This is a genomic window from Pseudomonas sp. 910_23 (genome assembly GCF_052850795.1).
Window position 1 is genome coordinate 44,911 of record NZ_VXCZ01000011.1, and the last position, 24,017, is coordinate 68,927.

The 24,017-nt window shown below is 58.1% G+C and carries 17 protein-coding genes; 7 read left to right on the forward strand and 10 right to left on the reverse strand.

Annotated features, from left to right (window positions below; all coding sequences use genetic code 11):
* The 7 genes from FW800_RS15070 to FW800_RS15100 all read right to left on the reverse strand — a co-directional run bounded on the left by FW800_RS15070 (position 1) and on the right by FW800_RS15100 (position 12,619).
* Positions 1-1,599 (reverse strand): ABC transporter substrate-binding protein, encoded by a 1,599-nt coding sequence (locus FW800_RS15070; protein WP_446437899.1) that lies wholly within the window; start codon positions 1,597-1,599, stop codon positions 1-3.
* Between the two features lie 80 nt (positions 1,600-1,679).
* Positions 1,680-3,074, reverse strand: coding sequence for an OprD family outer membrane porin (locus FW800_RS15075; RefSeq protein ID WP_005784745.1), 1,395 nt, complete (start codon positions 3,072-3,074; stop codon positions 1,680-1,682).
* 171 nt (positions 3,075-3,245) lie between these two features.
* Positions 3,246-4,823 carry an ABC transporter substrate-binding protein gene (locus FW800_RS15080; protein WP_371920263.1) on the reverse strand — a complete coding sequence of 526 codons (1,578 nt, stop codon included), beginning with the start codon at positions 4,821-4,823 and terminating at the stop codon, positions 3,246-3,248.
* Between the two features lie 331 nt (positions 4,824-5,154).
* Positions 5,155-6,783, reverse strand: a complete 1,629-nt coding sequence (locus FW800_RS15085) for an ABC transporter substrate-binding protein (protein ID WP_446437900.1) — start codon at positions 6,781-6,783, stop codon at positions 5,155-5,157.
* 258 nt (positions 6,784-7,041) lie between these two features.
* Positions 7,042-8,643 (reverse strand): ABC transporter substrate-binding protein, encoded by a 1,602-nt coding sequence (locus tag FW800_RS15090; protein WP_032877812.1) that lies wholly within the window; start codon positions 8,641-8,643, stop codon positions 7,042-7,044.
* A 116-nt stretch (positions 8,644-8,759) separates the two neighbouring features.
* Positions 8,760-11,558, reverse strand: coding sequence for a hypothetical protein (locus tag FW800_RS15095; RefSeq protein ID WP_446437901.1), 2,799 nt, complete (start codon positions 11,556-11,558; stop codon positions 8,760-8,762).
* Between the two features lie 350 nt (positions 11,559-11,908).
* Positions 11,909-12,619 (reverse strand): SIMPL domain-containing protein, encoded by a 711-nt coding sequence (locus FW800_RS15100; RefSeq protein ID WP_032877810.1) that lies wholly within the window; start codon positions 12,617-12,619, stop codon positions 11,909-11,911.
* A gap of 205 nt (positions 12,620-12,824) precedes the next feature.
* Between FW800_RS15100 and FW800_RS15105 the strand changes: the two genes are divergently transcribed.
* From FW800_RS15105 to FW800_RS15115, 3 genes are all read left to right on the forward strand, one after another.
* Complete coding sequence (locus tag FW800_RS15105; protein ID WP_032877809.1) at positions 12,825-14,087, forward strand: ATP-binding protein; 1,263 nt, start codon at positions 12,825-12,827, stop codon at positions 14,085-14,087.
* The gene (locus FW800_RS15110) at positions 14,080-14,640 is read left to right on the forward strand and encodes a response regulator transcription factor (protein WP_003171731.1); all 561 of its coding nucleotides are present in this window, start codon (positions 14,080-14,082) and stop codon (positions 14,638-14,640) included. The genes FW800_RS15105 and FW800_RS15110 overlap by 8 nt, the downstream gene beginning before the upstream one ends.
* Positions 14,641-14,740: 100 nt before the next feature.
* Complete coding sequence (locus FW800_RS15115; RefSeq protein WP_446437902.1) at positions 14,741-16,465, forward strand: ABC transporter ATP-binding protein/permease; 1,725 nt, start codon at positions 14,741-14,743, stop codon at positions 16,463-16,465.
* Positions 16,466-16,656: 191 nt separating this feature from the next.
* Here FW800_RS15115 and FW800_RS15120 read toward each other — a convergent pair whose 3' ends face one another.
* Complete coding sequence (locus FW800_RS15120; protein WP_005784763.1) at positions 16,657-17,094, reverse strand: YhcB family protein; 438 nt, start codon at positions 17,092-17,094, stop codon at positions 16,657-16,659.
* A gap of 146 nt (positions 17,095-17,240) precedes the next feature.
* Between FW800_RS15120 and FW800_RS15125 the strand changes: the two genes are divergently transcribed.
* The 3 genes from FW800_RS15125 (at position 17,241) to zapE (ending at position 20,416) form a co-directional block, all read left to right on the forward strand.
* A complete protein-coding gene (locus FW800_RS15125) occupies positions 17,241-17,870 on the forward strand; it encodes an alpha/beta hydrolase (RefSeq protein ID WP_005784765.1) in 630 nt (209 codons plus the stop codon).
* Between the two features lie 16 nt (positions 17,871-17,886).
* Entirely contained in the window at positions 17,887-19,242 is a 1,356-nt protein-coding gene (locus tag FW800_RS15130; protein WP_446437903.1) for a tryptophan--tRNA ligase, read from the forward strand.
* Between the two features lie 79 nt (positions 19,243-19,321).
* A complete protein-coding gene (gene zapE, locus FW800_RS15135) occupies positions 19,322-20,416 on the forward strand; it encodes a cell division protein ZapE (protein ID WP_005784768.1) in 1,095 nt (364 codons plus the stop codon).
* A 144-nt stretch (positions 20,417-20,560) separates the two neighbouring features.
* On the opposite strand, the gene FW800_RS15140 is transcribed toward zapE, so the two are convergent.
* The gene (locus FW800_RS15140; protein ID WP_446437932.1) at positions 20,561-21,457 is read right to left on the reverse strand and encodes a GlxA family transcriptional regulator; all 897 of its coding nucleotides are present in this window, start codon (positions 21,455-21,457) and stop codon (positions 20,561-20,563) included.
* A gap of 244 nt (positions 21,458-21,701) precedes the next feature.
* Between FW800_RS15140 and FW800_RS15145 the strand changes: the two genes are divergently transcribed.
* The gene (locus FW800_RS15145) at positions 21,702-22,838 is read left to right on the forward strand and encodes an acyl-CoA dehydrogenase family protein (RefSeq protein WP_446437904.1); all 1,137 of its coding nucleotides are present in this window, start codon (positions 21,702-21,704) and stop codon (positions 22,836-22,838) included.
* 113 nt (positions 22,839-22,951) lie between these two features.
* Here FW800_RS15145 and FW800_RS15150 read toward each other — a convergent pair whose 3' ends face one another.
* Complete coding sequence (locus FW800_RS15150; protein ID WP_446437905.1) at positions 22,952-23,992, reverse strand: NADP(H)-dependent aldo-keto reductase; 1,041 nt, start codon at positions 23,990-23,992, stop codon at positions 22,952-22,954.
* Positions 23,993-24,017: the final 25 nt, after the last annotated feature.

Genomic DNA, 24,017 nt, shown 5'->3' on the forward strand with positions numbered 1-24,017 from the left:
TTACTTCACCTGGGTGGTGGCGAAGTTATTTGTACCCAGAGGGCTTTGGGTGAAGCCTTCTACGTTCTTGCGCAGGGCGGTGAACAGTTTCGGGTAAGCCATGGGAAGCCAGGGTTGGTCTTTCTCGAACACATCCTGTGCTTGTTCATAGAGCGCGGCCCGTTCGGCCGGTTCCGCGATTGCACGGGCTTTGTCGATCAAGTCCTGAAACTCTTTGTTACACCAGCGGGCGTAGTTTTCGCCGTTTTTGGCTGCATCGCAACTCAGGTTTGGCGTCAGGAAGTTATCCGGGTCGCCGTTATCACCGACCCAGCCCGCCGAAACCATATCGTGCTCGCCGTTTTTGGCACGCTTGAGCATCTCGCCCCATTCCATGACCTTGATATTGATCTTCAAGCCAATCTGGGCCAGGTCTGCTTGCATACGCTGGGCGCCGAGCATCGGGTTGGGGTTGGTCGGGCCGCCGCCGTTACGGGTGAACAGGGTGAATTCGGTGCCTTCCGGCACGCCGGCTTCCTTGAGCAGGGCACGGGCCTTGTCCAGGTCGCGCGCTGGGTTTTTCAGCTTTTCACTGAAACCCAGCAATGTCGGCGGATACGGGCCGGTGCCTACGACTGCATTGCCTTTGCCGAACAGCGCTTCGGTATAGCCGGCCTTGTCGAACGCGATATTGATTGCATGACGTACCCGCGCATCGCTCATGTATTTGCGGGTGGTGTTCAATGCGGTGTAGCTGGTGGTCATCGCCGCCAGTTCATCGACTTTCAGGTTCGGGTCTTTCTTGATGCTTGGGATGTCATCCGGCTTGGGGAACAACGCGATCTGACATTCGTTGGCCTTGAGCTTCTGCAGGCGCACGTTGTTATCGACGGTAATTGCCAGAATCAGCGGATCGACCGCTGGCTTGCCGCGGAAGTAGTCGGGGTTGGCCTTGAAGCGTGCCTGGGCATCTTTCTGATAACGGGTGAAGATGAACGGGCCAGTGCCGATGGGCTTGGCATTGAGGTCTTCGGTCTTGCCGGATTTGAGCAACTGGTCGGCGTATTCCTTCGAATGGATTGAAGAGAACGCCATGCCCAGGTCAGCCAGGAACGGAGCTTCAGGACGGGTCAGGGTAAAGATGACGGTATGATCGTCGGTCTTCTCTACGCTCTTGAGCAGTTCCTTGAACCCCATGCTTTCGAAGTACGGGTAACCCACGAGGGACTTTTTATGCCATGGATGATTCGGGTCCAGCTGGCGCTGAAAGCTCCAAAGCACATCGTCGGCGTTCAGGTTGCGCGTGGGTTTGAAATAGTCGGTGGTGTGGAACTTGATATCGTCACGCAGGTGGAAGGTGTAGGTCAGGCCATCGGCGCTGATTTCCGGCAGGTCTTTAGCCAGGGCGGGAACCACTTCGGTGGTGCCGGGCTTGAAATCCACCAGACGGTTGAACATGGTTTCAGCGGCGGCATCGGCGGTCACGGCGGTGGTGTACAGGACCGGGTCGAAACCTTCCGGGCTGGCTTCGGTGCACACCACCAGCGGTTTGGCCGAAACGCCGATCGCCACGCTCAACAGCGCGGCAGCCATGGCGGCTTGTAGCGGGAGCATTTTCATTCAGAGCCCTCTGCAATCGATGGAACCAGAAAAGCGTAGACGGCGAACTCGTCCTGAGTCCGCCGCCTGCCTGGCGCTAATTAAAGGATGTTGAATGGGATGGTGGTGACCAGACGGAACTCTTTGATGCTGCCGTCGGATTGGAACTCGCTGCCACGGTGTTCAACGTAGGTGGCACGAATTGCGGTGGCCTTGAGCGGGCCGCTCTGGACCGCGTAGGAAGCGCCGATACCGTATTCCTGGTGCTTCTCGCCGTCCTGGGACTGGATGCCGTCGTAGGCGAACTTGGCCCGACCACCGTTGCCGGTGTAGTGGGTGCCGTCGATATCCCAGCCGCGCGCCGAGTAGGCGTTGAACTTCAGGCCCGGTACGCCGTATTCGGCCATGTTGATGGCGTAGGCGATCTGGAAGGACTTCTCGTTCGGGCCGTTGAAGTCCGAGGTCAGGGAGTTGGCCAGGTAGATGCCGTTGGTTTCGTGCAGGTAGTCGAAGTACTCGTTACCGTTCACTTGCTGGTAAGCGAAGGTCAGGCTGTGTGCCTGGTGGGTCAGGCCCAGGGAAAGGGAGAAGGTATCGTTGTCGATTTCCCCCATCTCTTTTTTGCCTTCATCGACGGTTTTGTAGTAGTTGAAACCGGTGGTCAGGCCCAACTGCTGCGCGTCGCCCAGCTCGTGGGTGGCGCCGAAGTAGTACTGGTTCCAGAAGTCTTTTACGTTGGCGGCGAAGAAGCTGGTTTTCAGGCTTTTGAGCGGCTGGTAGTTCGCGCCCAGGGTATAGACTTTATCGGTTTCCGCGCCATTGCCGTATTCGGTACGGAATTTCGACAGGCTCTGTTCGCTACGTGGCGAAACGCGGTCAAACACGCCGCCCTGGAACGACAGGTTGCTGAACTCTTCGCTGTTGAAGCTCACACCCTGGAAGCTTGAAGGCAAGGCACGGTTGCCGATGGTGTCGACGATGCCGCTGCTGAAGTTCTGGCGACCGGCGGTCAAGGTGGTGTTGGACACGCGGAACTGCACGTTGGCCAGGCCCAGTTTGCTCCACTGGTCTACGGCGTCACCGTTGGAGTCCGCCAGGGTACGGTTGGAGCCGCCCTTGATATCACGCTTGCTGCGGTCCAGTACCAGAGCGTTGTAAACCGCTACTTCGGTCTTGACGCCGACGGTGCCCTGGGTGAAACCCGAGCTGGCGTTGAGGATGGTGCCCTGTACCCAGTTGGTACGGTTACGGTCGGTCAGGGTCTGGCCATGCTTCTGGTACGCGAAGGTGCCCCCACGGTATTTGCTTTCATGGGAGTACCAGTTACGTGTGGTGCCGCCAAGGCTGAAGTCTTCAACGAAGCCTTTAGCCTCGCTTTGGGCGCTGGTGCCGGCCAACGTGGTAGGAACGAAGTCCTGGCTTTGCGTTTCAGCGTAGGCGGTTGCCGTGATGCTGCTGATGGCCAAGGCCAGAAGCGCTTTGCTGCTCAGTTTCATGGGTGAAGCTCCTTTGGTTCTCTTTTTTAATGCCGGTCTTTTTAGGTGAACCGGCTATTGGGTGTGGAACTCGTTCAAGCCTGTGCAAACGTTTGGCGTAGGAAATTTCCCAACAAAAGCCTGCGCGTTTGCCGGGAAGCGAACTTCGCTCCCCGCAATCCGGTTATTTTCTTATGGGGTAATGCTGACGCCCGAGAACACGTTGCGGCCGAAGGGGCTCACCTTGAAACCTTCGACTTTGGCGCTTAACGGCTGGTTGACCGTCGAGTGGGCGACTGGCGTGATCGGCACCTGCTGCTTGAGCAGTTGCTGCGCCTGTTTGTAAAGAACAGTCCTTTGTTCGCGGTCGGTCACGACCTTGGCTTGCTTGATCAGCTTGTCGTACGCCGGGTCACACCACATGGAGTAGTTGTTCCCGCCGATGGCGTCGCAGCTGTAGAGGGTGCCCAACCAGTTGTCCGGATCACCGTTGTCGCCGGTCCAGCCAATCAGGCTGACATCGTGCTCACCGTTCTTGGTGCGCTTGATGTACTCGCCCCATTCGTAGCTGACGATTTTGACTTTCAGGCCGATCTTGGCCCAATCGTTCTGCAGCATCTCGGCCATCAGCTTGGCGTTGGGGTTATACGGGCGCTGCACCGGCATCGCCCACAGGGTGATCTCGGTGCCTTCCTTGACGCCGGCGGCCTTGAGCAGCTCCTTGGCTTTTTCCGGGTTGTAGGCGGCGTCCTTGATGCTGTCGTCGTAGGACCACTGTGTCGGCGGCATGGCGTTAACCGCCAGTTGCCCGGCGCCCTGGTACACAGCGTTGAGGATGCTCTGCTTGTTCACCGCCATATCCAGCGCCTGGCGCACTTCAAGCTGGTCGAACGGCTTGTGGCGCACGTTGTAGGCGATGTAGCCGAGGTTGAAGCCAGGCTTGGTCAGCAGTTGCAGGTTCGGGTCGGCCTTCAGCGCGTCTACATCGGCGGGGCGCGGATGCAGGGTGACCTGGCATTCGCCGGCCTTGAGCTTCTGCACCCGTACCGAGGCGTCGGTGTTGATGGCGAAGATCAGTTGGTCCAGCTTGACGCGGCTCGGGTCCCAGTACTGTTTGTTGCCCACGTAACGTATCTGCGAGTCTTTCTGGTAACGCTGGAACACAAATGGGCCAGTGCCGATCGGCTTCTGGTTGATGTCGCTGGGCTTGCCTTGCTTGAGCAACTGCTCGGCGTATTCGGCGGACAGGATTGCAGCGAAACTCATGGCGATGTTCTGTACGAACGCGGCATCGACCGTGTTCAAGGTCATCACCACCGTGTGCGGGTCGGTTTTTTCGACCTTGGCGATATTCTTGTTCAGGCTCATCCCGTTGAAGTACGGAAACTCGGTAGGGTAGGCCTTGCGGAATGGATGCTCGGGGTCAAGCATGCGGTTGAAGGTGAACAGCACGTCGTCGGCGTTGAAGTCGCGCGTCGGCTTGAATTCCTTGTTGCTGTGAAACTTCACCCCCTCACGCAGGTGGAAGGTGTAGGTCAGGCCATCTGGCGAAATATCCCATTTGGTCGCCAGCCCAGGTACTACGTCGGTCGCGCCTTTTTCGAATTCAACCAGGCGATTGTACAAAGGCTCTGCCGCATCGTTGTCGGTGGCCGTGGTGTATTGCGCAGTGTCAAACCCTGCCGGGCTGCCTTCGGAGCAGAACACCAGGCTCTTCTTTTCGGCGGCCTGGCCCATCGTGGCCACGGCCAGTAGGCTGGTGGCAAACATCGCGGATAGAACAGTGGTATGGCGCATGACGATCCCGATCCTTGTTTGTAGTTATCAACAGCAACCCTCCCGCTGGCCATGGCCAGGAAGACATCACTGATCCCACGCACAGCAAGTGCCATTTCCCAGAGTGATGCCTCTGCTGTCCTACGACGTTATGGGACGCGGACCTTGCAGTAAATGCGCCAATTCTGACTGGGCTTGTAGGTAACGGAGACACAAGGCGCAGTTCGTTGCTGTAGGACGGCAACGCTTACAAATGTGGTCTGTTTCCTATGGCCCTGGCGGATGGAATAACGGCGACGTTGTGAAACGTCGCCGTTATTGATCCTTACTTGCCGCTTACGCTAACGCCGTAGAAGGAGTTCAAGCCAAATGGGCTGATCTTGAAGTCCTGTACGGTATTACGCATGGGTTGATACACCGTCGAGTGCGCGATAGGTGTCATCGGGACTGCATCTTTGAGGATATGTTGCGCCTGCTTGTACAGCTCGGTGCGTTTGGCGACATCCGATGTGGCCTTGGCTTCTTTCACGATGCCGTCGAATTTCTTGTCGCACCACTTGGAGAAGTTGTTGCCCGACAGCGAGTCGCAGCCGAACAGCACGTTCAGCCAGTTGTCCGGGTCACCATTGTCGCCGCTCCAGCCAATGATCATGGCCTGGTTCTCGCCGCCTTTGGAACGCTTGATGTACTCGCCCCATTCGTAGCTGGTGATCTTGACCTTCAGGCCGATCTTGGACCAGTCGTTCTGCAGCATCTCAGCCATCAGCTTGGCGTTCGGGTTGTACGGACGCTGAACCGGCATGGCCCACAGGACGATTTCGGTACCTTCCTTGACGCCGGCTTCCTTGAGCAGCGCCTTGGCTTTCTCTGGGTCGTACTTAGCGTCCTTGATGCTGGTGTCGTAGGACCATTGGGTCGGCGGCATGGCGTTGACGGCCAGTTGGCCGGCGCCCTGGTACACGGAGTCAATGATCTGCTGCTTGTTCACCGCCATGTCCAGCGCCTGGCGTACGCGCAGGTCAGCCAGCGGGTTAGGCTGGTCGCTGCCCTTGACCTTGTCCATCACGTTGTAGGCCACATAGCCCAGGTTGAAACCGGCCTGGTGCGGCAGCTTCAGGTCTTTGTCTTCGCCCAGCGCCTTTAGGTCGGCCGGACGTGGGAACAGAGTGATCTGGCATTCGTTTTTCTTGAGCTTCTGGATACGCACCGACGGGTCAGTGGTGATGGCGAAGATCAGGTTGTCGATCTTCACGTCTTCAGGTTTCCAGTAGTCCTTGTTGCCGGTGTAACGAATGTTCGAATCTTTCTGGTAGCTCTTGAACACGAACGGGCCAGTGCCGACTGGCTTCTGGTTGATGTCGGCGGGTTTGCCTTCCTTCAACAATTGCGCGGCATATTCAGCGGACTGGATCGAAGCGAAGCTCATGGCCAGGTTTTGGATGAAAGCCGCGTCCACGGTGCCAAGGGTGAACTTGACGGTGTGATCATCGACTTTCTCGATGTTCTTGATGTTGGTGTCCATCCCCATGTCCGTGAAGTACGGGAACTCGGTGGGGTAGGCCTTACGGAACGGATCCTCTTTGTTGATCATCCGGTTGAAGGTGAACAGTACGTCGTCAGCCGAGAATTCACGAGTAGGCTTGAAGTACGGGGTGGTGTGGAACTTGACGCCTTCGCGCAGGTGGAAGGTATACGTCAGGCCGTCCGGCGACACATCCCAGCTGGTGGCCAGGCCAGGAACGACGGCGGTGCCGCCACGCTCGAACTGGCTCAGACGGTTGAACATGGTTTCGGCCGAGGCATCGAAGTCTGTTCCGGTGGTGTACTGGCCTGGGTCGAAACCGGCCGGGCTCCCTTCGGAGCAGAACACCAGGTTAGTTGCCGCCAGGGCTACGGGGGCTGCGGCCATAAGGCCAGCGCTCACTAATAACGGAAGGACTGCGTGTTTAAGCATGTTGGCCTCATGATTTGTTGTCATTTTTGGTGGTGAGGGCGACCTCGTGAGTCGGCCTGCGGATACTTATGCAGGCGCCATACCCAATGCAAGATGCTGAACGGTTACGAGCGGTAAACAGTGGTACGAACGTACAGGAATGTCGCAATTATGAAAGTTTTGCCATAAAAGCGTCGATTTGATGGTTTTTTTCGGTGCAATGTGCGCACCAAAAAAGCCCAGCCGAGGCGTCTAGCGCACTCGGTTGGGGCGTCGATGTTACTTATCTAGACTCACGCCGTAGAAGGGCGTCAGTCCAAACGGGCTGATCTTGAAGTCGCGCACTTCCTTGCGCAGGGGCTGGAAAACCGTCGAGTTCGCAATAGGCGTTATAGGTACCTGTTCCTTAAGGATTTTCTGCGCCTGTTGATACCACTTGATGCGCTGCTCGCGATCATTGCTGACCTTGGCTTGCTGCACCAGCTTGTCGTAGGCCGGGTTACACCATTTGGCATAGTTGCTGCCCTTGACTGCGGCACAACTGTAGAGCACGCCGAGCCAGTTGTCCGGGTCGCCGTTGTCGCCGGTCCAGCCGTAAATCATTGCGTCGTGTTCGCCATTTTTAGCGCGTTTGATGTACTCGCCCCACTCATAGCTGACGATGTTGGCTTTGATGCCGACCTTGGCCCAATCCTGTTGGATCATTTGTGCGGACATCCGCGCATTGGGGTTGGAGGCGCGTTGCACGGTCATCGCCCACAGATTGATGGTGGTACCTGGTGCAACCCCTGCTTCTTTTAGTAGCAACCGGGCTTTGGTCGGATCGTAGGGGGCATCCTTGATGCCGGGGTCATAAGACCACTGCGCCGGCGGCAATGCGTTCTGCGCCAATTGTCCGGCGCTCTGGTAAACGGCCTTGATGATTGCTGGTTTGTCGATCGCCATGTCCAGCGCCTGGCGCACCTTGAGTTGGTCCAGCGGCGGGTGCGTTACGTTGTAGGCCAGGAAGCCCAGATTGAAACCCGCTTGTTGCAGCACGCGCAGATTGGGATCTTGCTTCATCACGTCGATATCGGCAGGACGTGGGTAACCGCTGACCTGGCATTCACCGGCCTTTAGTTTTTGCAGGCGCGCAGCGGCGTCCGGGGTGATCGCAAATACCAGGTTATCGAGCTTTACGTCCTCGGGCTTCCAGTATTGTGTGTTGGCCACATACCGGATCTGCGCATCTTTCTGGTAACGCTTGAACACAAACGGCCCGGTGCCGATGGGCTTTTGATTGATCTGCTCGGCCTTGCCCTCTTTCAACAGCTGGGCGGCGTATTCGGCCGATTGCACCGAGGCGAAACTCATCGCCAGGTTCTGTACGAATGAAGCATCGACATTGTTCAGGTTGAAACGCACGGTGTGTTCGTCGAGTTTGTCGACGCTCTTGATCGTGGCGTTCAAGCCCATGTCAGTGAAGTAGGGCGATTCGGAGGGGTAGGCCTTGCGAAACGGGCTGTCGGCATCGAGCAAGCGATTGAAGGTGAACAACACATCATCGGCGTTGAAATCACGGGTCGGGGTGAAGAAGTCGGTGGTGTGGAACTTGACGCCATCGCGCAGGTGGAAGGTATACGTCAGGCCGTCCTTGGATACATCCCAGTTCGTGGCCAGACCCGGTTCTACCTCGGTGCCACCGCGCTTGAACTGAGTCAGACGGTTGAACACGGTTTCGGCGGACGCGTCAAAATCGGTGCCGCTGGTGTACTGGCTGGGATCGAACCCGGCGGGGCTGGCTTCGGAGCAGTAGACCAGGGTGGTTGCGGCCTGGGCCATCGGCATAAAAGCCAGTAGGCTTGCGGCGAGGAGCAGTGGCTTGACGGCGATTCTTTCCATGGAGACCCCTGAAATGGCAGGCAGACCAAAGCTGCCTAAACGAAAACGGCGGTCACCGAGGTTACCGCCGTTCTGGTTACTCAGGTAGGGACATCTGCATCAAAGGGGGGCCTTGATTACTGAGGGAGATCATCGGGGATCGAGACTTCCAGTTGAGTTGGAGCGTAATCGTCAATCGTGTAAAGGTCGCCGGACACATCATTGTTCTCGCGAATGGTGAAGGTTCTGACGGTGGTTGCTTCTAAATCCGGAATCACTTTTGGAACGTGATCGCTGACATCGCTTACAAACCACGTGGTGACGACTTTGACTCGGGCTTCACTGTTTATCGGGTCGTAATCAATAAAGTAAGAAGTATTGCTTGCTGTGACGCCGTAGCCTTCTTTCAAGCTTTGGAGCAACTCCCAATTGGCGGGAAATACTGATCCTTGATGGGCAACCTCGGAGATACGGGATCGCAGTTGTGCATCGGGAATCTCTTTCTCGAATTTCTTTAGACGGCTCAGTCTTGTCGCTTCGGGTGTGTCTGCACGGGCGTCCAACGGCACCTCGATATCGCCGCCTTTCGAGCTTTTGATGACCGTGTAGTTGTTACGATTCAGGTCAGGAAGAAAGTGCTCTGAATAATTGGTCTCGCTCAGAGGCGTAGGAGCCGCTCGCTCCGAGGGCAATACTTCGAACTTCTGCTTGGGCGCCTCCCAGCCAATATTCAGCTTTCTTTTAACAACGCCGTTTTCTTCATAGCCGCGGGTCGATACGGCGTAAGGTTTGGTCTCATCCACTTTCATGAATTGGTCGAATCTGTCGGCTCGCGCCACGGCCTGTTGATCGACATCGGCGAACAGGTCCGAAAAATGGGGGGTCAGATTTTCACTAGGTGTTGGCGATGGTGAGCGCTGCCACGGCCACCTCACCCCCCCATTGGCTGCATTGCGAACCCAGTTTCCGTCACCGGCTGAATGCACGGTCAATACAATCTTTCCGGAGCGATCAATAATCTGCACGTAGTCATTGCTAGGTTTGAAGTTGCTTTTTATTTCATATACGCCAGGGACGCCTGTCCCATCGGTGTAGCGGATAAACCAGCGATCTTCGTCGGTGGCGGTGTTCTTGAGCTGATAGATGCCCTTCTGGTTGTGCGTGGCCTTTTCAATCAACTGCTCGCCGTCAGGGATGGCATATTCGCTGATCATCCCCGCATGACTGGGCCGCAACGGGTTCACCTGGGGCGTCGAGTGATTTGCAACCGGGTTGGTATCACTCTCGCTCAACGCGTTTGGCGTGCGCACGAGTTCAAGATCGCTAGTGTCCTGACTGAATCGCCAGCTGTAGGGTTTTGCGCTGGGAGCGCCAGGTGTCAAAACCGCCTCCCCAAGTCCGGCTTCCACTCCAATGGGGGCAATCTCGTGCGCCAGTTGCAGGCTGGAAATTACCGCCGCGGCGTTACCTGCGACACGATCATCAGCCGTCTTGCCGTAGAGGCCATCGTGTACGCCGAAGACAATGTTGCCCACATTGCCTACGATCGGTAAGTAACCAAACGTGTTACCCCAAAACTCTTTGGCTGCTTTCCAACTTTGTTGGGAGGCGCCAAAGACCTCGGTTTGATCGGTCCAGCGTGCATTCTTGGCATTTATCGCCTGGTAGTGGGGGGCAATACCGTTTTTAAGGTCGCCAAATTTCAAGTAGTAATCGCTGTCTCGCGATTGTGTGTAATTGAATGTCTCCCGGACCGGTACGGCCTGATCTGTGAACGGGCCTTTTCTTCCTGGAAACGTAGAACGGTTATCCTGAATCAATGCATTGAGTACATACCCGGCCCCTACCCAGTGAGCATCATGACCGCCTTGCCTGTCACGAGCGTTGAAGCGGCTAACCAATTGAGCCTGATTGTTTTTAGCCCAACTGGCAAAGTCGTCATCACCGTGTATTTCACGGGCGGAGCCATTCTTTAAGTCAATCATCAGTCCCTTATCCGGGCGGTGGTCATAATCACCGTGATAATTGATATAAGGAATAAATGCATAACCCTCTAAGGGATAGCCATATATGTTGGGGATTACCGCGTTTCCGTCTTCTTCAAGTGTGCGGACAATGGCGGCCCGCGCAGCGGGGGTTAGGTGTTTGTTACTGGAATTGTCGTCATGCAGACTTTGTAATATTCCTCGCAACACATAGGCATCCGCTTTGCCCGATCGCTTCGCCAGTTGCCCCGAGGCGTCGCGCATGGGCGCCGCTATTTCATTTTCCCAATGGCCTTGGAGTTGGCTGCCCAAGGATTCCAGTTCGTGAAGCTTGTTTTTATCTTGCGGGTTGATGTGCATGCCCTGGAAGTTCAACGGGCCGCCCCTTGACACCTTGTCGTGCGCAAGAGCGCCGGCTGCAATCTCCCATGCAAAATAGGTGCGTACCTCCTTGTTGGTTTCCTCCTGGGGCTTGCCCATTCCTACATAGGAGTGGAAGGTCACCGAGATTTTTTCATGGGGATCGTAGCCGGCTGCTAGCAACCCGCCGCTGAAGTAACCTGCGGGTTCAAGAAACGGGCGAGTTTGCTGGAACTTGATATTGCGTTCTGCGTCGCTGCCATTTTCGATGTGTTGAATGTGCGCGACGACTCGACCGGCATAGGCATCGATACGATGCATTCGCTCTTGCTGTGTATAACCCGCGTTTGGCGGAATAACGTTGACTGACCCATAGATGATGCTTTTGGAAGCATCGAGCTCATGGGCGGGTGTAGGCAAGGGGAACGGGGGTTGGTCGAGCAATTTTTTTGGATGTTTTGAAGAGGTTTCTTCTGCCTGCTGCCGGGTTTGCGTTGCGGGCAAATCATCAAGCGCTCGACGCTGGCGATCGTGTGTGGGAGGGAAAGAGGGAACGACGAGTGTGGGAGCGAGAGACGGCATTATATTCATTATCGACTCACATTAATTATTGGGTAAATAACTGCCGTTCATCGAGAAACAAAAAAATCGATATGTGTGATGTTCTGTTGTCAGTACGTCCGTGTGTGGCAAATAACCTGTTCGATGTTCTGATTCAAGATGATGTGCATGGCAACCCTGGGTGGGAAGTTGAGTGTCGTAAGTTCCAGGCCTGCATTCGCAATGTTTGACGAGTAGTGTCGTGAGGGCGAGGTTTAGATAGATTAGAGTAAGGCTGTAGTATCAGGTTACTTGGTGTGTGGTAGCGGTCTGAGTGTTCCGTGGGCGGCAACACCACAGCGTAACCGGTGAAGGTTACGCTGTGTTGGTCTCGCGAAGACTTACGGTAAAACTTCGATCACTCCATCGGCGCTCATGCTCACTTGGCTGGTGCCCGCTTCAACGTCAGGCGTCGGTGCAGAATCTGCCATGGCCGCCTTCATCATCATGCCGCCACGGGCATAAGGCATCGGGTAACCATTGGTGTTGAAGTTCAGATTGACGATCTTGTAACCCTTGCCGCCCAGTGCATCGGTAGCCAGTTGCGCACGGGCCTTGAACGCAGTAACCGCGTCCTTGAGCAACGCATCTTCGCTGGCCTTGCGCGTGGCATCGGCGATGGCGAAGTCCATGTTTTCCATTTTCAGCGTGTTCAACAGCTCGCCGGTGAGCTTGGACAGCGCCGGGAAGTCCGCGCTTTCCAGGCGCAGTTCGGCGCGCTCACGCCAGCCGGTGATCTTCTGGTTCTTGTTGTCGTAGATCGGGTAGCTGTTACGGCTGCCCTGGCGCAGGGTCACGCCTTTGACTTCGCGGGCCTGGCCTAAGGCTGTGTTCATGGTGGTGGTGATTTCAGCGGCAAGCTTGGCCGGGTCGGCGTTTTGCGACTCGGTATAGAGGGTGACGATCATCTTGTCGCGGGCTACTTCCTGGCTGACTTCGGCGCGCAGGGAGATCTGGTTGTAGTTCAGTGCATCGGCGGCCATGGCCGGCAGGCTGGCAATGGCGCTGGCGCTGAGAGTGATGATGGCTGCACTGCGAATGAAACGAGACATGGAAGCTCCTTGAGGTAGTCGTGCTCGGTATGACTGTAGACGCTGGCATAGGGTTCTTCGGGTTTACACATTACCAACAAGTTATGCGGGCGCCGACGAACGGTCATTTAGCCGGCCTGCGTCAAAGAGCCACACGCGCCGTGCCAGCAGGTCCGCTTCGTTTATACTCGTGCCGATCCGCCTGCAGCGCTCATCGGGAGAGCTCATGCTCGCCGCCGTAAAACTGACTTCCGCCACTCGCCAGAACCTCTGGCGCCTGACGTTCATTCGCACCCTGGTATTGGCCGCACAGGCCGGTTCCGTCGGGCTTGCCTATTGGTTCGACCTGCTGCCGCTGCCCTGGCTGCAACTGGCTGTGACCCTGGGTTTTTCCACCGTGTTGTGTGCATTTACCGCCATACGGCTGCGCACCACCTGGCCGGTGACCGAGTTGGAATATGCCCTGCAACTGGCTTGCGACCTGTTTATCCACAGCGTGTTGCTGTACTTCTCCGGTGGGTCCACCAACCCGTTCGTTTCGTATTACCTGGTGCCACTGACCATCGCTGCGGTGACGTTGCCATGGCGCTACTCGGTGGTGCTTTCGGGGATCGCGCTGACGCTGTACACCCTGTTGCTGGCTCAGTTCTACCCGTTGCAGACCTTCCCTATCGCCCGGGAAAACCTGCAAATCTACGGGATGTGGTTGAGTTTTGCCCTGTCTGCCGCCGTCATTACCTTTTTCGCCGCACGTATGGCCGAAGAGCTGCGTCGCCAGGAAGAGCTGCGCGCCATTCGCCGTGAAGAGGGCCTGCGTGACCAGCAACTGCTGGCCGTTGCCACCCAGGCTGCCGGTGCCGCCCATGAGTTGGGCACGCCGTTGGCGACCATGAGCGTGCTGCTCAAGGAAATGACCCAGGACCATCACGACCCCGCGCTGCAAGACGACTTGAGTGTGCTGCAGGAACAGGTCAAGCAATGCAAGCTGACGCTGCAGCAACTGGTACGCGCCGCCGAAGCCAATCGCCGCCTCGCGGTTGAAATGCAGGATGTGACCCAATGGCTCGATGAAGCCCTGAACCGTTGGCACCTGATGCGCCCCGAGGCCAGTTACCGCTTCAACCTGTTGGGCCAAGGCAGCGTGCCGCGCCTGGCGCCACCGCCAGACCTGACCCAGGCGCTGCTCAACTTGCTGAACAACGCCGCTGACGCCTGCCCTGAAGGGCTCGGTGTACAGTTGGACTGGGACGCCGAAAACATCACCATCAGCATTCGTGACCACGGTGCGGGCGTGCCGCTGGCCATTGCCGAGCAGATCGGCAAACCCTTCTTTACCACCAAGGGCAAAGGCTTCGGCCTGGGCCTGTTTTTGAGCAAGGCCAGCGTGACCCGCGCGGGCGGCTCAGTGAAGCTCTATAGTCATGAGGAAGGTGGCACGCTCACCGAGCTGCGCCTGCCCCGTGTCGCACGAGGAGATATCGATGAGTGACGAGATCCAAGTCGAAGGCGAAGAACTGCCGCACCTGTTGCTGGTAGATGACGATGCCACCTTTACCCGCGTGATGGCGCGCGCCATGAGCCGTCGCGGTTTTCGCGTCAGCACCGCAGGGTCTGCCGAAGAAGGCCTGACCATCGCCCAGGCCGACCTGCCCGACTACGCCGCCCTCGACCTGAAAATGGACGGCGACTCCGGCCTGGTGCTGCTGCCCAAGCTGCTGGAGCTCGACCCCGAAATGCGCGTGGTGATCCTCACCGGTTACTCCAGCATCGCCACCGCTGTCGAGGCGATCAAGCGCGGCGCCTGCAACTACCTGTGCAAGCCGGCGGACGCCGACGACGTGCTGGCCGCTCTGCTTTCCGAGCACGCCGACCTCGACACCCTGGTACCGGAAAACCCGATGTCGGTGGACCGCCTGCAATGGGAGCATATCCAGCGCGTGCTGACCGAGCACGAAGGCAATATCTCCGCCACTGCCCGTGCTTTAGGCATGCACCGCCGTACCTTGCAGCGCAAGTTGCAGAAGCGCCCGGTACGACGCTGAACGAACACTGAACAACCTGCTTCAGGCTGCACGGATGCGCGAACCGATCACCTATGATCGGTTCAAACGCCTGTGATGTTTTTCCTGCCGAGCCTGAACAATGAACCAGAACGCTGAGTACTCCGCGATCAACGACGCGGTGCGGGGGCAATTCTTCCGCCGAACCTGGGCCATGATCACACCGTATTGGCGTAGCGAAGAGAAGGGCAGGGCCTGGCTGTTGCTGGCTGCAGTGATTGGCCTGTCGCTGTTCAGCGTGGCGATTTCCGTGTGGATCAATCACTGGTACAAGGATTTCTACAACGCCCTGGAGAAGAAGGACACCGCCGCCTTCTGGCAACTGATAGGTTATTTCGGCGGCATTGCGGCGGTGGCGATTCTCGGCGCGGTCTACCGTCTCTATCTGACCCAGATGCTGACGATCCGCTGGCGCGCCTGGCTCACCGAAAAACACTTCACCCGGTGGCTGGCCCACAAGAATTACTACCAGCTGGAACAGGGTGGTTATACCGACAACCCAGACCAGCGGATTTCCGAAGATCTCAACAACTTCACCTCCGGCACCTTGAGCCTCGGCCTTGGGTTGCTGCGTAATGTGGTCAGCCTGGTGTCGTTCTCGATCATCCTGTGGGGCGTATCGGGCAGCATCGAAGTGTTTGGCATCACCATCCCCGGCTATATGTTCTGGTGCGCGCTGCTGTACGCCACCGTGGGCAGTTGGCTGACGCACCTGATCGGCCGCCGCTTGATCGGCCTGAGCAACCAACAGCAACGCTTCGAGGCGGACCTGCGTTTTTCCATGGTGCGGGTGCGTGAGAATGCCGAGAGCATTGCCCTGTACAACGGCGAGCCCAATGAAAGACAACGCCTGAGTACGCGCTTCGGCAAGGTCTGGCACAACTTCTGGGACATCATGAAAGTGTCCAAGCGCCTGACCTTTTTCACCGCCGGCTACAGCCAGATTGCGATCATCTTCCCGTTTATCGTGGCCGCGCCGCGCTACTTCACCGGCAAAATCGAGCTGGGCGAGCTGATGCAAATCAACTCGGCGTTTGGCAACGTGCAGGAAAACTTCAGCTGGTTTATCAACGCCTACTCGGAACTGGCGACATGGCGCGCCACCAGTGATCGCCTGCTGAGTTTCCAGCAAGCCATGAGCGACAACGAGCAGCGAGCCCCGGCCATCGATGTGCGCCCTGACGGCGAGCGCCTGGTGATCACGGATCTGGGCATGGACCTGGCCGACGGCCGTCACCTGCTCACCGACGCCGACATGACCGTGGAGCCTGGCCAGCGCGTGATGCTCAGCGGGCGTTCCGGTAGCGGCAAGAGCACCTTGTTGCGGGCGATGGGCCATCTTTGGCCCGCAGGTCATGGCAGCATTCGGTTGCCGGCGACGCGCTACCTGTTCCTGCCGCAGAAGCCTTACCTGCCGATTGGTACGCTCAAGGCGGTGCTGAGTTATCCACAAGACGACAGCGTCTATCCGGCAGAACGTTATGCACAGGTCCTGCAAACCTGCCGCCTGCCGCACCTGCTCAATCGTCTGGATGAAGCCAGCCACTGGCAACGCATGCTTTCGCCGGGTGAGCAACAGCGCCTGGCCTTTGCCCGTGCGTTGTTGTTCGCACCGCAGTGGCTGTATATGGATGAAGCTACCTCGGCGATGGATGAAGAAGACGAGGCAACCTTGTACCAGGCGTTGATCGATGAATTGCCGGGATTGAGCATCGTCAGCGTCGGCCACCGCAGCAGCCTCAAGCGTTTCCATGGGCGGCATGTGCGCATCGAGGGTGGGCGGTTGCAGGAGCAACAGCTTACTTAAGCTCATGCTCGGTAAGTGTGGGAGGGGGCTTGCTCCCGATGGCAGCCTGTCAGTAACAGATGCATTGGCTGATCCACCGCTATCGGGAGCAAGCCCCCTCCCACATTGATCTGCATTGTTCTTGAAGTGGCGCCCAAAAAAAGCCCGGCTGATCATAGATCAGCCGGGCTTTTTTAATGCTCGAAGATGACTTACTTCTTCAAGCCGTAATGCTCATCCAGCATTCCTGGGGCGTTCGGCGTCTTTGGCGCGTAGTCCCGTGGTGGCTCCTGGTTTTCCCGAGGCGGGGTCAGGCGTTCCCGCGGGGTTTGCGGTGCATCGGAATGCAGCGCAGCCAGCAGGCGCTGGCGGGTGATGTCGTCGAGGGCCAGGCGATTAGCGCCTTCGGCGAGGTGATCCTGTACTTCCTGGTAGCTCTGGGTGAGCTTCTTGACCAGGGTCGCGGTGCTGTTGAAGTGGGTAACAACCTCGTTCTGATAACTGTCAAAACGTTCCTGAATGTCATCCAGCTGACGCTGCGTGCGGTTAGGCGCGGCATTCGGCAGCAGGCGGGCAACCAGGAATCCAATGGCGACACCGGCAACCAGGGCAAGAGTCGGCAACAACCAAACTAAGAGCGAGTGTTCCACGAGTCCTTCCTCTATAAACGGCTTTGCTTTACGTTAACGGCTCAAACCTGCGCTGTATACCGCGATTAAGCTCGCAATGATGCCATGCACAGACTTTTAGCTAGACGAGTCGACCCCTTGAGAGGTCACGGAGTTCATCCTTGCTCATGCGTGAAACCCCCGTTTTGATCGATGGCCCGGTGGGCCAATTGGAAGCCTTGTACCTGGATCACCCCGAACCACGTGGCCTGGCGCTGATCTGCCACCCTAACCCGGTGCAGGGTGGGACCATGCTCAATAAAGTGGTGTCGACCCTGCAACGCACTGCCCGCGATGCCGGTTTGATTACTTTGCGTTTCAATTATCGTGGCGTCGGTGCCAGCGCCGGTACACACGATATGGCCAGTGGTGAGGTCGACGATGCCGAAGCGGCCGTCACCTGGCTGCGGGCAAAACATCCCGAACTGCCGATCACCTTGTTGGGTTTTTCCTTCGGTGGCTATGTCGCGGCCAGTCTCGGCGGCCGTCTGGAAGCCAAGGGTGAAAAGCTTGCGCACCTGTTTATGGTGGCTGCCGCCGTGATGCGCCTGGGCGATGCAGATGTGTTGCCCCAAGGCTGCCCGTTGACCCTGATCCAACCGGAAAGCGATGAAGTGGTCGACCCGCAATTGGTCTACGACTGGTCCGCCGCCCTGAAACGCCCCCATGAGTTGCTGAAAGTGGCAGAATGCGGACACTTTTTTCATGGCAAGCTGACCGATCTCAAGGATCTGGTGCTGCCACGTCTTTCGAATTGATGACAAGCGATCACCCATGACGACCCGTACCCGAATCCTCACCGGCATTACCACCACCGGCACGCCGCACTTGGGCAACTACGCCGGTGCGATTCGCCCGGCGATCCTCGCCAGCGAAGACGCGAATGCCGACTCCTTCTACTTCCTGGCCGACTACCACGCGCTGATCAAGTGCGACGATCCGCAGCGCATCCAGCGCTCGCGTATGGAAATCGCCGCGACCTGGCTGGCCGGTGGCCTGGATGTGAACCGTGTGACCTTCTATCGCCAGTCGGACATCCCGGAGATTCCCGAGCTGACCTGGCTGCTGACCTGCGTTGCCGCCAAGGGCCTGCTCAACCGCGCCCATGCGTACAAGGCGTCGGTGGACAAGAACGTGGAAAACGGCGAAGACCCGGATGCGGGCATCAGCATGGGCCTATACAGCTACCCGGTGCTGATGGCCGCTGACATCCTGATGTTCAACGCGCACAAGGTGCCAGTCGGTCGCGACCAGATCCAGCACGTGGAAATGGCTCGCGACATCGGCCAGCGTTTCAACCACTTGTTCGGCAACGGTAAAGAGTTCTTCACCATGCCCGAGGCGCTGATCGAAGAAAGCGTCGCCACCTTGCCGGGCCTGGATGGCCGCAAGATGTCCAAGAGCTACGACAACACCATCCCGTTGTTCACCAGCGCCAAGGACATGAAAGACGCGATCTCGCGGATCGTGACCGACTCGCGTGCGCCGGGCGAAGCCAAGGACCCGGACAATTCGCACCTGTTCACCCTGTACCAGGCGTTCGCGACCAAGACGCAGGAAGAAGAATTCCGTGGCGAGCTGCTGCAAGGCCTGGGCTGGGGCGAGGCGAAGAACCGTCTGTTCCAACTGCTCGACGGCCAGCTCGGCGAAGCGCGCGAGCGTTACCATCAATTGATGTCGCGCCCATCGGACATGGAGGACCTGCTGCTGGTCGGCGCCAAGAAGGCCCGTGCTGTGGCGGCACCGTTCCTGGCCGAGCTGCGTGAAGCGGTGGGCCTGCGTTCGTTCGTCAACCAGGCTGCGGCGCCGGTCGCCACCAAGAAAAAAGCGGCGAAGGCTGCGCGTTTTGTGAGTTTTCGTGAAGACGATGGCAGCTTCCGCTTCCGCCTGCTGGCCGCTGATGGTGAGCAACTGTTGCTGTCGCGCAACTTTGCCGATGGCAAAGCGGCTGGCGCTGTGACCAAACAATTGCAAAGTGGTGATGCGCTGGACGTGCGTGCGCAGGCTCTGAGCTTCAGCGTATGGCTGGACGGCGCCGCCGTGGCTGACAGTGCCGAGTACGCCGATCAAGCATCGCGTGACGCGGCCATCGAAGCCTTGCGCGCTGCGTTGACCCCAATCGAGGATTAACCCGACCAAGGGTTGATTGCCATTCTCCAGGGCCGTCGTTACAGTGTCGGCCCGTTTTTGTTGCCTTGCTAACGAAATTATGACGCCCCTAGAACGATATCAAGCTGATCTGAAACGCCCTGAATTCTTCCATGACGCAGCCCAGGAAAATGCTGTGCGTCATTTGCAGCGCCTGTACGACGATCTGGTCGCGGCCTCGCAAAGCAAACCAGGGATGTTCAGCAAGCTGTTTGGCAAGAAAGATCACACGCCGGTCAAGGGCCTGTACTTCTGGGGTGGCGTCGGCCGGGGCAAGACTTATCTGGTAGACACCTTCTTTGAAGCGCTGCCATTCAAGGAAAAGGTCCGTACTCACTTCCACCGCTTCATGAAGCGCGTGCACGAAGAGATGAAAACCCTGCCGGGCGAGAAAAACCCGCTGACCATCATCGCCAAGCGCTTCTCCCAAGAAGCGCGGGTGATCTGCTTCGATGAGTTCTTCGTCTCCGACATCACCGACGCCATGATCCTTGGCACGCTGATGGAAGAGCTGTTCAAGAACGGTGTGACCCTGGTTGCCACGTCGAACATCGTGCCCGACGGGTTGTACAAGGACGGCCTGCAGCGTGCGCGCTTCCTGCCGGCCATTGCGCTGATCAAGCAGAACACCGATATCGTCAACGTCGACAGCGGCGTCGATTACCGCCTGCGCCACCTGGAGCAAGCCGAGCTGTTCCACTTCCCGCTGAACCAAGCGGCGCACGACAGCCTGAAAAAAAGCTTCCGCGCCCTGACGCCGGAATGCACCCAGGCGGTGGAAAACGACAAGCTGATGATCGAGAACCGCGAAATCATCGCGTTGCGCACCTGCGATGACGTGGCCTGGTTCGAGTTCCGCCAGCTGTGCGACGGCCCGCGCAGCCAGAACGACTACATTGAGCTGGGCAAGATCTTCCACGCGGTGATCTTGAGCGGCGTCGAGCAGATGGGCGTGACCACCGACGATATTGCGCGGCGGTTTATCAACATGGTCGACGAATTCTACGACCGTAACGTCAAGTTGATCATCTCGGCGGAAGTCGAGCTCAAGGACCTGTACACCGGCGGCCGCTTGAACTTCGAATTCCAGCGCACCTTGAGTCGCCTGCTTGAAATGCAGTCCCACGAGTTCCTGTCGCGCGGACACAAGCCTTAATCAATCTCCAGCTCAATGGAGATCCAATGTGGGAGGGGGCTTGCTCCCGATTTCGGAGTGTCAGTCACTGTAGATGTGACTGACCCAGCGCAATCGGGAGCAAGTCGCACCGTCCCTCCCACTTTGTTTTCTGTGTTCCTTCAGTTAGGCGGCTTGCTGAAATTGCTGGCGATACTGGTTCGGCGACAACTCCGTGTGCTGCCTGAACAACCGCGCAAAGAAACTCGCATCGTCGTAACCCACCTCATAACTGATGGTCTTGATGCTCTTGCGGCTGCCTGAGAGCAGGCCCTTTGCCGTCTCGATGCGCAACCGTTGCAGGTAATGCAGCGGCTTGTCACCGGTGGCGGTCTGGAAGCGCCGCATGAAGTTGCGGATGCTCATGCCGTGTTCCCGGGCGACGTCTTCGAAGCGGAACTTGTCGGCGAAGTGTTCTTCGAGCCAGTGCTGGATCTGCAGGATGATCACGTCCTGGTGCAGCTTCTGGCCGCCAAAACCGATACGCCCCGGCGAATAGCTGCGCTGCACCTCATAGAGGATGTCGCGGGCCACGGCCTGGGCGATGTTGGCGCCGCAGAAGCGTTCGATCAGGTAGATGTAGAGGTCACAGGCCGAGGTGGTGCCGCCGGCGCAATACAGGTTATCGGCATCGGTCAGGTGCTTGTCCTGGTTGAGCTGCACCCTGGGGAAGCGCTCGCTGAAAGCATTGAAGAACCGCCAGTAGGTGGTCGCCTCCTTGCCATCGAGCAGCCCGGCTTCGGCCAGCCAGAACACCCCGGTGGCTTCACCGCACAGCACGGCGCCGCGGGCATGTTGTTCGCGTAGCCACGGCAACACTTGCGGGTAGCGGGTGCAGAGGGCGTCGAAGTCGTCCCAGAAGGCCGGCAGCACGATGATATCGGCATCCTCCAGGCCGCCGTCCACCGGCATGATCACATCGCTGAAGCTGCGCACCGACTGCCCGTCGGGGCTGACCAGGCGCGTATCGAACCCTGGGGTCAAGCCCAGGCCCTGCTGTTTACCGTAACGCAGGCTGGCCAGATGGAAGAAGTCCTTGGCTTGCATGAGGGTGGAAGCGAATACCCGATCAATGGCCAAAATGCTGACGCGCCGCAGGGGCGTGGAGATTTGGTTAGACATAATTTCATTTATTCTTATAGGGGAAAGTGGTCACCAGACGGCTGGATCGTCTTATTTTTTGTCGCATGTGTCCAGTGTCCCGTGACGCCATCGGGGCATAGGCTCTGTGGGCTCGTCCTTGTCCGACAATCCACGCAGGTGACCCATGATCCCCAGAACCTTGTTCAGCTCGGAGCACGAACTCTTCCGCGAGAGCGTGCGCACCTTCCTCGAAAAACACGCCGCGCCCTTTCATGGGCAATGGGAAAAGCAGGGCTATATCGACCGTAGCCTGTGGAACCAGGCGGGGGAGGCGGGCATGTTGTGTTCCCACCTGCCCGAGGAATATGGCGGCCTGGGCGCAGATTTCCTCTACAGCGCGGTGGTGATCGAAGAAGTCAGCCGCCTGGGGTTGACCGGCATCGGCTTTTCCCTGCACTCGGATATCGTCGCGCCCTACATCCTGCATTACGGCAGTGAAGCGCTTAAGCACAAATACCTGCCCAAGTTGATCTCCGGGGAAATGGTTACGGCCATTGCCATGACCGAGCCGGGCGCCGGTTCCGACCTGCAAGGGGTCAAGACCACGGCAGTGCTGGACGGCGATGAGTACGTCATCAACGGCTCCAAGACCTTTATCACCAACGGTTACCTGGCCGATCTGGTGATCGTAGTCGCCAAGACCGATCCCAAGGCCGGCGCCAAGGGCACCAGCCTGTTTCTGGTGGAGGCTGGCACGCCCGGTTTCGACAAGGGCAAGCGCCTGGAGAAAGTCGGCATGAAGGCCCAGGACACCTCGGAGTTGTTTTTCCAGGACGTGCGGGTGCCCAAGGAAAACCTGCTGGGCCAGGCCGGTATGGGCTTCGCATACCTGATGCAGGAACTGCCTCAAGAGCGTTTGACCGTAGCGATAGGCGCACTGTCTTCAGCCGAAGCGGCATTGCAATGGACCCTGGATTACACCCGCGAGCGCAAGGCGTTCGGCAAGGCGATTGCCGCCTTCCAGAACACCCGATTCAAGCTGGCCGAGATGGCCACCGAGATTCAGATCGGCCGTGTGTTTGTCGACAAATGCATGGCGTTGCACCTGGAAGGCAAGCTGGACGTGCCGACAGCGGCGATGGCCAAGTACTGGGCCACGGACCTGCAATGCAAGGTGCTCGATGAGTGCGTGCAGTTGCACGGCGGCTACGGCTTCATGTGGGAATACCCGATTGCCCGGGCCTGGGCGGATGCGCGGGTGCAGCGCATTTATGCGGGAACCAATGAGATCATGAAGGAGATTATTGCGCGGGCACTTTGATTGTCTGGTGCTCTTGATGGCCTCATCGCAGGCAAGCCAGCGCCCACATTTGACGGTATTCACAGATCAACATGTGGGAGCTGGCTTGCCTGCGATGGCGGTCTGAAGGTCAATCAAGGCGCGGGGTTTGGATGATCCTTTTGAATCGCCTCAATCCCTTCCAACACCTCTTTCGACAGTTTCAACTCGGCACTGGCAATGTTGCTATTCAACTGTTCCAGCGACGTAGCCCCAATAATATTGCTGGTCACAAACGGCTGCTGCGTCACAAACGCCAGGGCCATCTGCGCCGGGTCCAGGCCATGTTCCCGCGCCAATGCCACATAGCGGCTGCACGCCGCCTCCGACTGCGGGTTGAAGTAACGGCTGAACCGGCTGTACTCGGTCAGGCGTGCCTTGGCCGGCCGTGCGCCGCCTTCGTACTTGCCGCTGAGCATGCCGAACGCCAGTGGTGAGTAGGCCAGCAAGCCGCACTGCTCACGGATGGCGATTTCTGCCAGGCCCACTTCAAAGCTGCGGTTGAGCAGGTTGTATGGGTTCTGGATCGACACCGCGCGCGGCCAGCCACGGGCTTCGGCCAGGGCGAGGAACTTCATGGTGCCCCATGGGGTTTCGTTGGACAGGCCGATGTGGCGGATCTTGCCGGCCTTGACCTGTTCATCCAGGGCTTCGAGGGTTTCTTCCAGCGGGGTGAGGTCGTCTTCGTCCTTGTGCTTGTAGCTCAGTTGGCCGAAGAAATTGGTGCTGCGTTCCGGCCAGTGCAGTTGGTAGAGGTCGATCCAGTCGGTCTGCAGGCGCTTGAGGCTGGCGTCGAGCGCCTGGGTGATGTGCTTGCGGTTGTGACGCAGGTAGCCATCGCGGATGTAGTCAATCGTGTTGCCGGGGCCGGCGATCTTGCTGGCGAGGATCCAGTCGGCGCGGTCGCCACGGCTTTTGAAATAGTTGCCGATGTAGCGTTCGGTGGTGGCATAGGTGTCGGCCTTGGGCGGTACCGGGTACATTTCTGCGGTATCGAGGAAGTTGATCCCCGCGCCCTTTGCCCGTTCGATCTGCGCGAAAGCCTCTGCCTCGCTGTTCTGCTCGCCCCAGGTCATGGTGCCCAACGCGATGGCGCTGACGTTCAGATCGGTGCGGCCCAGCTGTCGGTAATCCATCGGGTACTCCTTCAGGGGAAAACAA

Coding starts and splice junctions, on each gene's coding strand:
- FW800_RS15070 (WP_446437899.1), bottom strand. CDS start 1,599: ATGAAAATGCTCCCGCTACAAGCCGCCATGGCTGCCGCGCTGTTGAGC.
- FW800_RS15075 (WP_005784745.1), bottom strand. CDS start 3,074: ATGAAACTGAGCAGCAAAGCGCTTCTGGCCTTGGCCATCAGCAGCATC.
- FW800_RS15080 (WP_371920263.1), bottom strand. CDS start 4,823: ATGTTTGCCACCAGCCTACTGGCCGTGGCCACGATGGGCCAGGCCGCC.
- FW800_RS15085 (WP_446437900.1), bottom strand. CDS start 6,783: ATGCTTAAACACGCAGTCCTTCCGTTATTAGTGAGCGCTGGCCTTATG.
- FW800_RS15090 (WP_032877812.1), bottom strand. CDS start 8,643: ATGGAAAGAATCGCCGTCAAGCCACTGCTCCTCGCCGCAAGCCTACTG.
- FW800_RS15095 (WP_446437901.1), bottom strand. CDS start 11,558: ATGAATATAATGCCGTCTCTCGCTCCCACACTCGTCGTTCCCTCTTTC.
- FW800_RS15100 (WP_032877810.1), bottom strand. CDS start 12,619: ATGTCTCGTTTCATTCGCAGTGCAGCCATCATCACTCTCAGCGCCAGC.
- FW800_RS15105 (WP_032877809.1), top strand. CDS start 12,825: ATGCTCGCCGCCGTAAAACTGACTTCCGCCACTCGCCAGAACCTCTGG.
- FW800_RS15110 (WP_003171731.1), top strand. CDS start 14,080: ATGAGTGACGAGATCCAAGTCGAAGGCGAAGAACTGCCGCACCTGTTG.
- FW800_RS15115 (WP_446437902.1), top strand. CDS start 14,741: ATGAACCAGAACGCTGAGTACTCCGCGATCAACGACGCGGTGCGGGGG.
- FW800_RS15125 (WP_005784765.1), top strand. CDS start 17,241: ATGCGTGAAACCCCCGTTTTGATCGATGGCCCGGTGGGCCAATTGGAA.
- FW800_RS15130 (WP_446437903.1), top strand. CDS start 17,887: ATGACGACCCGTACCCGAATCCTCACCGGCATTACCACCACCGGCACG.
- zapE (WP_005784768.1), top strand. CDS start 19,322: ATGACGCCCCTAGAACGATATCAAGCTGATCTGAAACGCCCTGAATTC.
- FW800_RS15145 (WP_446437904.1), top strand. CDS start 21,702: ATGATCCCCAGAACCTTGTTCAGCTCGGAGCACGAACTCTTCCGCGAG.
- FW800_RS15150 (WP_446437905.1), bottom strand. CDS start 23,992: ATGGATTACCGACAGCTGGGCCGCACCGATCTGAACGTCAGCGCCATC.